Source organism: Prosthecobacter algae (assembly GCF_039542385.1).
In the GTDB taxonomy this organism is placed as follows: domain Bacteria; phylum Verrucomicrobiota; class Verrucomicrobiia; order Verrucomicrobiales; family Verrucomicrobiaceae; genus Prosthecobacter; species Prosthecobacter algae.
The window spans coordinates 631896-645117 of record NZ_BAABIA010000003.1; the positions used below are offsets into that span (position 1 = coordinate 631896).

General features: G+C 61.2%; 9 protein-coding genes. 6 read left to right on the forward strand and 3 right to left on the reverse strand.

From position 1 onward, the window contains the following. Positions 1-291 precede the first annotated feature (291 nt). Both ABEB25_RS09310 and ABEB25_RS09315 read left to right on the forward strand, forming a co-directional pair. Positions 292-993, forward strand: coding sequence for a FadR/GntR family transcriptional regulator (locus ABEB25_RS09310; protein WP_345736113.1), 702 nt, complete (start codon positions 292-294; stop codon positions 991-993). A gap of 2 nt (positions 994-995) precedes the next feature. Continuing rightward, positions 996-2396, forward strand: a complete 1401-nt coding sequence (locus ABEB25_RS09315; RefSeq protein ID WP_345736114.1) for a DUF1501 domain-containing protein — start codon at positions 996-998, stop codon at positions 2394-2396. A gap of 164 nt (positions 2397-2560) precedes the next feature. Here ABEB25_RS09315 and ABEB25_RS09320 read toward each other — a convergent pair whose 3' ends face one another. Both ABEB25_RS09320 and ABEB25_RS09325 read right to left on the reverse strand, forming a co-directional pair. After that, positions 2561-2899, reverse strand: coding sequence for a type II toxin-antitoxin system RelE/ParE family toxin (locus ABEB25_RS09320; RefSeq protein ID WP_345736115.1), 339 nt, complete (start codon positions 2897-2899; stop codon positions 2561-2563). Beyond that, positions 2896-3204 (reverse strand): type II toxin-antitoxin system Phd/YefM family antitoxin, encoded by a 309-nt coding sequence (locus ABEB25_RS09325; RefSeq protein WP_345736116.1) that lies wholly within the window; start codon positions 3202-3204, stop codon positions 2896-2898. Before ABEB25_RS09325 ends, ABEB25_RS09320 begins: the two co-directional genes overlap by 4 nt. A 56-nt stretch (positions 3205-3260) precedes the next feature. Here ABEB25_RS09325 and ABEB25_RS09330 point away from each other — a divergent pair, with 56 nt between their 5' ends. Then, positions 3261-6128 carry a DUF1553 domain-containing protein gene (locus ABEB25_RS09330; RefSeq protein WP_345736117.1) on the forward strand — a complete coding sequence of 956 codons (2868 nt, stop codon included), beginning with the start codon at positions 3261-3263 and terminating at the stop codon, positions 6126-6128. A 98-nt stretch (positions 6129-6226) separates the two neighbouring features. Beyond that, positions 6227-7102, forward strand: coding sequence for a YicC/YloC family endoribonuclease (locus tag ABEB25_RS09335; RefSeq protein WP_345736118.1), 876 nt, complete (start codon positions 6227-6229; stop codon positions 7100-7102). On the opposite strand, the gene ABEB25_RS09340 is transcribed toward ABEB25_RS09335, so the two are convergent. Further along, entirely contained in the window at positions 7047-8303 is a 1257-nt protein-coding gene (locus ABEB25_RS09340; RefSeq protein ID WP_345736119.1) for a TCR/Tet family MFS transporter, read from the reverse strand. The two genes, ABEB25_RS09335 and ABEB25_RS09340, sit on opposite strands and share 56 nt — an antisense overlap. Positions 8304-8482: 179 nt before the next feature. Here ABEB25_RS09340 and ABEB25_RS09345 point away from each other — a divergent pair, with 179 nt between their 5' ends. Continuing rightward, entirely contained in the window at positions 8483-12385 is a 3903-nt protein-coding gene (locus tag ABEB25_RS09345) for a S8 family serine peptidase (RefSeq protein ID WP_345736120.1), read from the forward strand. Between the two features lie 62 nt (positions 12386-12447). Then, a complete protein-coding gene (locus ABEB25_RS09350) occupies positions 12448-13221 on the forward strand; it encodes a dioxygenase family protein (protein WP_345736121.1) in 774 nt (257 codons plus the stop codon). Position 13222 lies beyond the last annotated feature (1 nt).

Genomic DNA, 13222 nt, shown 5'->3' on the forward strand with positions numbered 1-13222 from the left:
CACAACCCTGGGTAAATCGACCCCACGCCCCCCTCAGCGCCCAACCCCAACGGGGTTGTGTCGGTCATACGACCGCCCCCTCAACATCCACGTCCACCAACAGAACCCCGTTGGGGTTCATCCTCCGATGTAGCCGCGTCTTCCTATTTCCCAGGGTTGTTCCAACCCTGGGCTAAATTCCGCGAGCCCGTTGGGCTTGGAATCACAAAGCCATCCCAAAAATTAATCCCCTGATAAACTCAGCACCACAACCACGTTCTAACAATGGTCAGACCACCTGATCACCCTGCCATGATCCTCGACACCATCGCCCGCCCGCCTTCCCTGGTGGAAAAAGTCTGTCAAAGCCTGGCTACCATCGCGCGGCGGGATGTGGCGGAGGATGAAAACTGGTTACCGACGGAGCGCGAACTTGCGGTTCAACTGGGCGTAAGCCGCAGCGTGGTGCGCGAGGCGACGAAACGGCTGGAGCAGCAGGGCCTGCTGGAGATCCGCCAGGGCTTGGGCATCCGCACCGTCAATCACTTGCATAAGCCCCTCACGGGCGCGCTGGAACTGCTGGTGCCCGATGCCACGGAACGGCTGCGCCAGCTCATCGAAGTCCGCCTCATGGTCGAGCCTGAAAACGCCCGCCTGGCAGCGGAACGTGCGACACCAAAACAGGTGAAAACCCTCCGAGCCGTTCATGAAAAGCTGGCCCTGGCCACCACTTTTGAAGACTCCGTCATGGCCGACATGGAATTTCATCGCACGCTGGCCGTGCTTTCGGGAAATCAGATTGCCGGGCTCCTCATGCACTCGCTTTCAGATCTCCTGCAGGCAAGCCTAAAACATGGTTACCAGCGCGTCACCCCCGCCACCGCCATCCGCCAGCACGCCGCCGTGGTGAAAGCCATCGAGCAAGGCGACAGCGCTGCCGCAGCCCGTGCCATGCATAAGCATCTCATCACCGCCCGTGAAGACCTCGGCCTGAATGGATCCCCTACTGCCTAACCATGAATACGACCTTCCTTTCCCGCCGTGCGTTTCTGGATCGCATGAGCACCGGCCTCACCGGTGTGGCCCTCACCCGACTCATCAATGGTGCCCCGGTCCAACACCCACACTTTGCGCCCAAGGCGAAGCAGGTGCTGCAGATCTTCTGCCCCGGTGCGGCCTCTCACGTGGACCTTTGGGACCACAAACCGATGCTGGAAAAATACCACGGCACGCCCATGCCTGGGGGTGAGGCCGAGGTGAGTTTCCAGGGAAAGAATGGCAATCTCATGCGCTCGCCGTGGGACTTTGTGCCTGCGGGGCAGAGCGGTAAAAAGATCACCTCCCTGCTCCCGCACATGGCGCGGCATGTGGATGACATCGCCTTCATCCACAGCATGGCCTCGCGCACGAACACGCACGGCCCCGGCTGTGTGGCCATGAACTCCTGCTTTACGCGTGATGGTTTCCCCAGCGCGGGCTCCTGGGTGAGCTACGGCCTGGGCAGCCTCAATGAAAACCTGCCCACCTACGTTTCCATCCAGGACCTGCGTGGAGAGCCGCCTAACGGCAAGTCTAACTGGAGCAACGGCTTCCTCCCTGCTCAGCATCAGGCCGTCAGCATGGCCGCGCAGCAGCCCCTGCGAAATCTCGCCCGGCCAGCCGCCATCTCTCCCGCAGAGGAAAAAGCCACACGCGAATACCTGCATTTCATCAATCAACAGCACGCCCAGGCCCACCCCGGTCAGGAGGAACTCCGGGCACGCATGGCCGCGTATGAATTGGCGGCCAAGATGCAGCTCACCGCGCCGGAAGTCAGCGATCTCTCCCGCGAACCCCAGCACATCCAGGATCTCTACGGCACGAATGATGCCAACCACCTCAAGTCCGCCTACGCACGCAATTGTTTGTTAGCCCGCCGATTTCTGGAGCAGGGAGTTCGCTACGTCAGCCTTTACTCCGCATCCCGCGCCAGCGCGGTGGATGGCCTGCTGAATTGGGATGCACACAAAACCCTCAAGGCCGACTACGAACGCCACGGCCCCATCTTTGACCAACCCACCGCCGCCTTGCTCACGGACCTGAAACAGCGCGGCATGCTCAATGATGTGCTCATCATCTGGTGCACCGAGTTTGGCCGCATGCCTACGCACCAGCAGGGCACCTCGGGGCGGGATCATAACCCCGACGCCTACACCGCCTGGATGATGGGCGCGGGCATCAAAGGTGGGGTGAGCCACGGGGCCACCGATGACTTTGGCCGCCGTAGCGTGCAGGACGTCACCAGCGTTTACGATTTCTACGCGACCATCCTTCATCTGTTAGGCCTGGATCACGAAAAACTCACCTACTACCACAACGGAACGAATCGCCGCCTCACCGATGTGCACGGCCATGTGCTGACGCCAATCTTGGCCTGAATGAGCCCTTCTATCCAGCTCATGAGACCATTGCTCCATCCTTTGAAACTCGTCTCCAAGCGTGAGTTGCAGCGCGCCGGGTTGAGGAGGGATCGCGCCTTCTCGCTTATTCCTTCAGAGAGGAGGCAGCAATGGCTGGACACCAAACACACTCGGGATGAAATCTAGTCCACCAGCCAAGGTCGTCGTTCATGACGGACCTGCAAAAGTGTTAGATGCTGACGGCCTTCATCCAGCACGTAAAGCAAACGCCAACCTGGCTTGGATTTCCAGGGGACGAATCGCATCTGACGCAGTTCCAGATGGGGCTGCCAGCGGCCATTCTCAGGGGCAAAGCCGTGCCGCTCAGGGTGCTGATTCAGTTTTGACAAGGCTGTTTCCAGCTTGCCTAACCAGCGATCTGCTAAGTCTGATCCACCGCGCTGCTCATCCTCTTCATACCAGCGCATCTGGTCTTCGATGCAGCGCACCGCATCAGGCGCGAGGTGCAGTTTCCAGCTCATGGGGCAGGCTGGCGGCGTGTGGCAGCGCGACTGCGGATGCCCTCAAAAGCCTGGCTGGCGGGCTGGGTGGGGCGGCCTTTGGCGTAGTCGTTCAGCGCGGCCTGCAGGCGCACATCCAGGCGATGTTCCTCCGCCTCATGGGACAATGCCTCAAAGGCGACGACCGACATCACCACCACTGCAGCTTTGCCATTGTGGGTCAGCACGCGAGGGCGGTGGTTTTTAGCCAGCGCGCGGGTGTGCTTCCGCGTGTTTCGCGAAAAGTCCGTGAGGCTCACCACATCGTCTTTCAAGGAAATATCCATAACCTCAACTAAACACATGATTATGTGTTTGGCAATTCCCACTCTCCAACTCCTTCATGAAGCATTTTTATCTTTTACTAGCGCTCCTCGGCAGCTCCGCACTCCCTCACTCGGCAGCGGCAGATGTAGCCTTCTTTGAGCAGAAAATCCGCCCAGTATTGGTGGAGCACTGCTACGCCTGCCACAGCGCGGAGGCGAAGAAGCTGAAAGGGAATCTTTACCTGGACTCGAAAGCCGGTTGGGAAAAGGGCGGCGACAGCGGCCAACCTGCCATCCTCCCTGGCAAACCGGAGGCCAGCCTGCTGATCCGCAGCATTCAGCATCTGGAGCCAGACCTGGAGATGCCGCCGAAGAAACCAAAGCTGCCGGAGGCGGTCATCGCAGATCTCATCACCTGGGTGAAAATGGGCGCGCCAGACCCACGCACGGGCGTGAAGATAGAGGCGAAGCGAGCGGATAAAACCTGGTGGTCCCTGCAACCGCTGCGCGATGTTTCCAGCGACCTAACCAAGTTTACAAGTGGTGCGATTGATGGCTTCATCACTCAGGCCCTGGTAGAGAAAAAACTGTCGCTGAATGGCCCAGCGGAGGCGCGGACGTTGATCCGCCGGATGAGCTACGATGTCACCGGCCTGCCGCCCACGGCCACTGAGGTGGCGGCTTTTGAAAAAGCCTACAAGACCGATGCCGACGCGGCCACCACAGCGCTGGTGGATCGCTTGCTGGCCAGCCCGCGTTATGGCGAGCAGTGGGGCCGCCACTGGCTGGATGTGGTGCGCTTTGGCGAGAGCAATGGCTTTGAGCGAAACTTCGTCATTGATGATCTGTGGCCCTTCCGGGATTACGTCATTCGCTCGCTCAATGCGGACAAGCCTTTCAATCAATTCATCACCGAGCATCTCGCGGGCGATGTCATCGGCAAAGATCAACCAGAGGTCGAAGTCGGCAGCGCCTTCCTCGTCGCTGGTGCCTACGATGACGTGGGCAATCAAGATCCCGTGGCGCAGAAAAACATCCGCGCTGCCACGCTGGATGACATGATCACCGCCACGGGCGGGGCCTTCCTAGGCCTAACCATCAATTGCGCACGCTGCCATCATCACAAATTCGATCCCATCCCCACGGAGGACTACTACCGCCTGCGCGCCGCTTTTGAAGGTGTTACCCACGGACGGCGAGTCATCGCCAGTGCAAAGCAACGCGCGAACCATGCAGCGGCAATGAAACCTCTAACAACAAGGATGACTGCCCTAAATGCGGCCAAGGCAGCGCTGAATGCGCAGGTGGAACAACGAGCGAAGGCGGCCTTTGCGGAAATGAAACCCACCCGCTCCAAGATCGATGTACATGGCACGGAAGAATCCTTCCCGCCAGTGGAGGCACGGCAGGTGCGCTTCGTCATCCAATCCATGACCAGTGAGCCCGGCGGTAAACTGGCGGGAGGGAAGCTCACCGAATTCCAAGTCTGGAGTGCGGAGGCCACCCCGCATAATGTGGCCCTCGCAAGCCTCGGCACCAAAGCCGCAGGCGCCAAGTCAGCAACCGCTGAAGATTTCCCCGAGGCCTACGGGCCGCAACTGTGCATCGACGGCCAGTTTGGCGAGCAGTGGTTCATCGGCCACCCAGCGGTGCTCACGCTGACTTTTCCCCGAGTGGAAAAGATCCAGAGCATCACTTTCATCAACGCCAAAGGCGGTCGCGACATTGATGAAAGCAAGGTGCGCGGGGCCACGCCCTGTGAGTATGAGGTGCAGATCTCCCTGGATGGCCAGACCTGGCAAACCGTGGCCAGCGATGCCGGGCGCGAGGCCTGGAGCCCCGCCCACGGCATCGCCAAAGCACGCCGCAGCGTGATAACGAAAGAAGAGACAGCACAGCTCGCCACGCTGGATCGGGACATCGCGCAAGTGCAGCGCGAGATCGCCGCCGTGCCACCGCTACCTCAGGTCTGGGCGGGCACGCACGCACAGCCAAAGGAGGCCACGTTTGTGCATCTCGGGGGTGATCCTATGAAACCCGCCGCGCCAGTGCCGCCCGCCAGCCTACAGGTGCTGGCGGATCTAACCCCCGCCTTTGCGCTGCCGCAAGATGCACCGGAGGGGCAGCGCCGCCTGGAGCTCGCCCGCTGGATCACCAGCGATGCGAATGCGCTCACCGCCCGCGTTTTGGCCAACCGCGTGTGGCATTACCATTTCGGCACAGGCCTGGTGGATACGCCCAGCGACTTCGGTTTTCTGGGCAGCCAGCCCACACACCCTGCTCTGCTGGATTACCTGGCCCGTCGACTCATCGCCCATCGCTGGAGGCTAAAGCCGCTGCATCGGGAGATCCTGCTTTCCCAGACCTATCGGCAGTCGGGCCAGCATCGCGCCGAAGCCGCGCGTGCAGATCAGGATGCGCGGCTGCTCTGGCGTTTCCCACCTCGCCGCCTCACCGCAGAAGAGGTGCGCGACACCCTGCTCGCGATCGCTGGCAAGCTAAAGCTGGATCCCATGGGTGGCCCTGGATTTCGCCTCTACAAGGCCATGCAAAACAACGTCACCACCTACACCCCGCTGGATATGCACGGGCCAGAGACGTATCGCCGCGCCGTGTATCATCAAAATGCCCGCGCCAGTGTGGTGGATGTACTGAATGATTTTGACCTGCCCGACATCTCCTTTGCCGCTCCCCGCCGGGCGAATACCACCACGCCCATGCAGGCACTAACGATGCTGAATCACCCCTTCACCCTGGACATGGCCGCAGCCCTGGCCCAGCGCCTGGACGGTCCCGATCCCATCCCCCAGGCCTATCAGCTCCTCTTCCAGCGCTTGCCCACAGCGGCTGAGAAAGAAGCTGGCGCCCGCTTCATCGAAAGCCAGAGCCGCACGGCCTTTGCCCGCGCATTGTTGAATTCAAATGAACTCATCTACCTGGAATGATCCACATCACCTTTGGTTAGGCCTGCCTTCACAGCTATATTCGTCGTTTTGACAACGCAGCTTGCCTGAAGGCAGGTTCGCATCTTCTGTCGCCCTCCATGAAAAGCATGACAGGATTTGGCCGTGGGGAATCGCGGCAGGCAGAAGGCACCGCCTGGGTGGTGGAGTGCAGCAGCGTGAACCGCAAGCAACTGGAGGTCGCTGTGAACCTTCCACGTGACCTCAGCGATCTGGAAACGCAGGTGCGCACTCAGGTCGCCGCCGCCTGTTCCCGAGGCCGGGTCAATGTGCTCATCCGCAGTGATGCCCCGGAGACCTCTCATCTGCCGCATGTGGATGAAGCCGTCGCCGCCAAGTATGTTCAGAGCCTGCGCGATCTCGCGGGCAAACTGGGCATCTCCCCAGAGATCAGCCTCAGTGAAATCGTTCGCCTGCCCGGAGTGCTCGCAGGCGAATCAGCCGCCGCAGATCCAGAGTCTGCTTGGCCAGCCATTCAGGAGGCCCTCGCCGCCGCCCTTGATCAGCTACGCTCCATGCGCGGCACAGAGGGCGGCCATCTTCGCGAAGAAATGGAAACCCGCCTCCTCAGCATCGAAGCCCATGCCGCCGTCATTGCCGAAAAGGCCCCCCTCGTCCCCGAACACCAGCGCCAGGTCCTGCGTCAGCGTTTGGAGCAGGCTGGTTTGCCCCTCCCGCTGGACGATGAGCGCCTACTCAAAGAGATCGCCCTCTTTGCCGACCGCACCGACATTTCCGAAGAACTGTCCCGCGCCGCCAGCCACCTGAAACAATTCCGCACCTACCTGGCTTCCGCAGAGCCTGTGGGCCGCAGCCTCGACTTCCTGGTGCAGGAGTTTTTCCGCGAGTTCAATACCATGGGCTCCAAGTGCAACAACGCCGAGATCGCCCATGCCGTCGTCAGTGCGAAGACGGAGCTGGAGAAGATTCGCGAGCAGGTGCAAAATGTGGAGTGACCCCGCGCAGTGCGCGGAAGGCCAGCACCAGAGCCAGCAAAGTCAGCACCGCGCTGGCAAAAAAGGCCACACCCGGCAGGTGGACCGGTGCTTCCCGGCTCACAAAATAACCAAACAATCCGGTGCACATCGGCGGGCCCAAAATACCCGCCACACTGGCGAGACTGGTCAGGGATCCCTGCAATCCTCCTTGCTGGTCATCCGGCACACTGCGGGACATCAGCCCCTGCACCGCAGGTCCGGCCACCCCAGATAGGCTGCCCACAAAGATACACGCGTAGATCATCCACCCCTCCGTGGCCAGACCGTAGCACACATACAGCACCGTCCCCAGCGCCAGGCCCATGAGCGCGGTCTTCACCTCGCCAAACCGGCCCACGATCACCCGCGCCAGCCCCCCTTGCACCAGCGCCGTCATCACGCCTACAAAGGCCAGTGAAAGTCCCGTCGCCTGTGTATCCCATCCGTACCGATAGCTCGTGTACAGCACCCAGATCGCCGGATAAACCTGATGCCCCAGGGTGAACAGAAAGCTCGTGGTGATCAGCCCCAGCACACTCGGAAAATGCCGCAGCGCCATCAGGGAACCCACCGGATTGCTCTTGGCCCAACTAAAAGTACGTCTGTTCTCAGGAGCCAAGGATTCCGGCAGCACAAAAACACCATAGAGCCAGTTCACCAGCGTCAGCGCCCCCGCCGCCAAAAAGGGCACCTTCAGCCCGTATTGCCCCAGCCAGCCTCCCAGGGCTGGCCCGATGATGAAGCCAATCCCAAAAGCCGCACCGATGAGGCCAAAGTTCGCCGCCCGTTTCTCCGGCGGACTGATGTCCGCGATGTAGGCTGTCCCCGCCGCAAAGTTCGCCCCCGTGATCCCCGCCACGATCCGCCCCACCACAAACCAGGCCAGATTCGGCGCAAAGGCGATCAGCAGATAGTCCAGCCCCGAACCAAACAGCGAAATCAAAATCACCGGCCTCCGCCCAAATCGGTCCGACAGGCTGCCAATGAGCGGCGCAAACAGAAACTGCATCAGCGCATACGTCGAATGCAGCATCCCGTAGGTCAGCGAAGCCGTCGCCACATCCCCACCCTGATAGTTCTCGATCAGCTTCGGTAAAATGGGAACGATCAGACCGATACCCAGGATATCCAGAGCAAGAGTGATGAAGATGAAACCAAGGGCAGGGCGGCGGCCGGACATAAAGCGTCGCATCCATGACCACGAAAACCGCAAAGTGCAAATGACAGCTATTTGACACACCTCTTCCACCCAGCCGGAATCTCCGGATTTTACACAGCCTTGCACATTGCATAAACGTTCAAAAATTCACCGAGGAAAAAGAATGAACCTTCCGCTCATTGGGCGCATCTTAGGCCGTCATGGTTTCCTCCACCACGCCACGCCGCTCCTGCCTGCGGCTGCTCACTGCACTGCTATTTTTCATGGCGGCGTTGGCGCAGGCCCAGACGCGGACAGAGCAGGTGGAAGGCGAGGTCATCGTGACTTTCAAGGCCACCGCTACCCGTCGTTCCGCGGAGTCTGCACTCAAGCGCCGCTCCCTCCGATTTGAACGGCATTTCCCCGAGCTCTCCGCCCTGCGCCGCAGGCCCATGGGCCTCGTGAGAAAGCAGGGACGCAAGACCCAGGAGCTCATCCAGGAGCTCAAGGCCGATCCCACGGTCGAAACCGTGGAGCCCAACTACCTCCGCTGGGTCAAGGCTACCCCCAACGACACCCGTTTCAACGACCTCTGGGCCCTCCGTAATACTGGCCAGACCGTGGATGGCCTCAAGGGCACCAGCGGGGCCGACATCAAATACCTCGAAGCTTGGGACAAGGCCCGCTCACCCATCGGCGAGATGGTCGTCGCCGTCATTGATACCGGAGTCGATGTCCTTCACCCCGAGCTGGCCCCGCGCATGTGGGTCAACACCCAGGAGACGCCTAACAACAACCTCGACGACGACGGCAACGGCTACAAGGACGACTACCACGGCTACGACTTTGCCGATGACCTGCCGGACCCTTCCGACTCTGGCGAACACGGCACCCATGTCGCAGGCACTATCGCCGCCCAAGGCAACAACAACCTCGGCCTCATTGGCATTCACGACCAGGTCCGCATCATGGCCTTGAAAGTCTCAAATGACGGCGATGCCATCAGCAGTTCCGGCGTGATTGAGGCCGTCGAATACGCCGTTGCCATGAAGCGCCGCGGCGTCCCCATCGTTGCGTTGAATGCCTCCTATGGTGGTGGCGGTTTCAGCACCGCCGAAAAAGATTCCATCGCCTCCGCCGGGGCCGAGGGCATCATCATGTGTGCCGCCGCCGGCAACGAAGGGGCCAACAACAACCTCACCCCCAGCTACCCCGCTTCCTACGATCTTGCCAACATCATCACCGTCGCCTCCACAGATGCACGGGATGAGCTTTCAGGTTTCTCGAATTTTGGCAGCACCTCCGTGGATATCGCCGCTCCAGGTTCCAAAATCCTTTCCACGGAGCCCAGCCAATTCACGGTCAATATCGGCAGCAACAGTTACGAAACCCTGCCCATGACTTTCGGCGCTGTCACCACCGGCCTCAGCGGTAAGGTCTATGATTGCGGCATTGGCAATCCGGGCGAGTTTCCCTCCGGCGTCAGTGGCAACATCGCCCTCATCGCCCGTGGCACCCTCACCTTTGCTGAAAAGGTCACCTATGCCAAGGCCGCCGGGGCCAAGGCCGCCATCATCTACAACAACGTGGACGGACTTTTCCTCGGCACACTGGGAACAGCAGGCGACTGGATCCCCGCCCGCGCCATCTCACGTGCCGATGGCCTCGCTATCAAGGCCCTCGCCCTGCCGTCAAATGCCAGCATCGTCATGAGCTCCGGCTACCAGTTTCTCAGTGGCACCTCCATGGCCACCCCCCATGTCACCGGGGCCGTCGCCTTTGCCGCGCTCAATTTCCCCAATGAAACCGTCTCTCAGCGCGTGGCCCGCATCCTCAACAACGTGGATGTCAAAACCAGCCTCCAGGGCAAAGTCAGGACAGGCGGCCGGCTGAACCTCAACCGCATTGTGGACACCAATCAAGATGGCGTCGCCGACTGGCTGACCTCTGCGATTACCATCACCAATGGCAATGCACTCAAAGGCGGCGTTGTCGGGGCCGCCTATGCGGAAACATTGGTCACCAGCCAGGGCACCGCCCCCTTCACCTTCTCCGTCAGCCAGGGCAGCCTGCCGCCCGGCCTCACCCTCTCCACAGCCGGGGTCCTGGGCGGTCAGCCCACCCAGGCAGGCTCCTTCAATTTCACCGTCCTCGTCAATGACAGCGCCCAGAACGATGGCGGCAAAAACTTCACCCTGGTCATCGCCGCCACAGCCCCATCCATCACCACCACAGATCCCTTGTCAGAAGGCAGCACCGGCGCACCCTACACCGCCACTCTCGCAGGCAGCGGCGGCACCGCCCCCTACACCTGGACCCTCCTCTCCGGCAGCCTCCCCAGCGGTTTCACCCTCAGCAGCGCAGGAGTCCTCAGCGGCGTTCCCGCAGACGCCTCCACCAGCACCTTCACCGTCAGGCTGGTGGACGCCCACCAGCTCGTTGTGGAAAAGGAACTGCATCTCAACGTCACGCTTTCCCCCATCACCATCACCACAGGTTCGCCCCTGCCCTACGGCATGCGTGCCGAGCCCTATGCTCAGTCACTCATCGCCGAAGGCGGCCAGGCTCCTTACACCTGGAGCATTGGCAGCGGCAGCCTGCCCCCGGGCCTGCAACTCAGCACCACGGGGCTCCTTCAGGGGAAACCCACCACGGCTGGCAACTACACCTTCCGTGCCCAGCTCAGCGACGACAATGACCTCATCACCTCCAAGACCTTCAGCCTGGAAATCCGCAGCGTCTTCCTCCTTCCCGTGATGAACGCACTGGCTTTAGATAGCACCTTTGTCGGGGCTCCCTACACCGCCAGCCTCACTGCGCAAAATTACCCCAAAAGCTTCACGCTCAAAGGGCTGCCCAAGGGCCTGACTTATTCTTCAAAAACGGGCATCATCAGTGGCCGTCCACAGGTCCCCGGCGACTTCACCATCACCGCTACGGCCGCCAATCCCGCCGGACGCAGCGCAGAAGTCACTGGCCAACTCATCGTCCGTTCCCTCGATCCAGAATGGATCGGCAGCTTTGCCGGCACCATCGCCCCTGACCCGGAGATTGGTCGCAATCTCGGCAGCCGCTTCACCCTCACCACCACCGCCCTCGGCTCCTACACCGTCAAGGTCACCACTGGTGCCACTACCAAAAGCGCCGTCGGTTTCCTCTCTGAGGCCGCCCCCCAGATCTCCGTGCAGGTGGATTCCCTTGCCCTCACCCTCACTCTCGATGGCACAGCCCAGCTCATCTCCGGCACACACGGCAGCGCCACCGCCAGCGTCAGTGGTTGGCGCAATCCATGGCACGCCAAAAACCTCCCCGCTGCGGACCATGCCGCTTATTACAGCGCAGCGCTCAACCTCACAGAGCCCGGCGACCAGGGCCAGGCCGCCATCCCCCAGGGCACTGGTTACCTCACCGCACGCATCAGCACCGCAGGCATCGTCACCATCGCTGGACGCACCGCCGCAGGCGATACCGTGACCAGTTCTTTCGGCCTCGGCCCCGATGGCCAGGCCGGAGTGTACCAATCCCTTTACAAGCACAAAGGCTCCCTGTTAGGCAACTTTACCGTCAGCCTCTCGGGCGAATCCGCCCCGCTCGGCAACAGCCTAACAGGAAGTCTGTCTTGGCTTAAACCGCGGGATACCTCACGCACTTATGGAGCCGGGTTTGGCCGACTCAACCTGTCCTTGGCCGGCGGTTATCTGGCCCTCAAATCAGCCGGCAGCATCGTCCAGGGCCTGCCCCTGCCAAGCAATCCCGCTCTCATCTTTACCGATGGCGGCCTCGACCTCTCCGACACCGATCCCAATGTCACCTCCTTCGAATACAGCAGCACCTACGTCGTCAAGATGCCGGTGGCAGGCAGTCCAGGCAATCCCGCTCGCGCCACCCTCGTCATTAACAAGGCCACCGGCACGGTCACCGGCAGCTTCACCCTGGCCGAGCTCGACTCCACACTCAAACGCAAGGCCAGCTTCCTGGGAATGATCGTGCCTCAGCCCTCCGGCGAGGTGAAGGCCCAGGGCTACTTCCTCCTGCCTCAGCTCCCTCTCGATGGACAAAAAGCGACCACCATCCCCATTTTAAGCGGCGGCATGCAGGTCCTGCAAACATTGCCCCCGGATTGATCCATTTCCTGCGGAACCAGTTGCAGTCCCGTGGGTTGGAAGTCTTCGACCAACCACCCGCCATGAGCACCGACCCATTCCACATCCGCTTTGATCGCCGCCGCCTCCTCCAAAGCCTGCTCCTTACCACAGGCGGCATCATCACCAGCTCCATTTACGCTGAGGCATTGACGCTCACCCCGCGCGCCACCGAAGGCCCCTATTACCCGGACCACCTGCCGCTGGACCAAGACAACGACCTCCTGCAGATCCAGGGCAATGCCGCCCAGGCCGTTGGCACCGTCACCGAATTTGGCGGCAGGCTGCTCAATGCCGATGGCAAGCCCATCCAGGATGCACTCATCGAACTCTGGCAGGCGGATAACAATGGATGCTACATCCACAGCCGCGGCACCCAGCGTGGCAAGGAGCGCGACCCCCAGTTCCAGGGCTACGGCAAAATCATCACCAATGAAAAGGGCGAGTATCGTTTCCGTACCATCAAGCCCGGTCTTTACACCGGCCGCACCATCCACTGGCATGTTGCCGTGAAACAGGGCGACAAACGCATGCTCACCACCCAGCTGTACATTGCTGGCGTGCCGCAGAATGACCGCGATGGCGTCCTCCGCAGCATGGGCAACGAGGCTCAGCGCCTCTCCGTGATTCGCGAGTTCAAGCCCAAAGAAACCGGCAGTGCTGAACTCCTCGGCACCTGGGACATCGTCATTGGCAGCACCCCGGAAGATCCCGAACAGCGCCGTCGCCCTGGTGGCCCTCCCCCCGAAGGTGGCCGTCCTCGCCGTGGCGAAGGCCCGCCTCCTGGCGGCCCCGGTGGCCCACCTCCCGGCCGCTGAG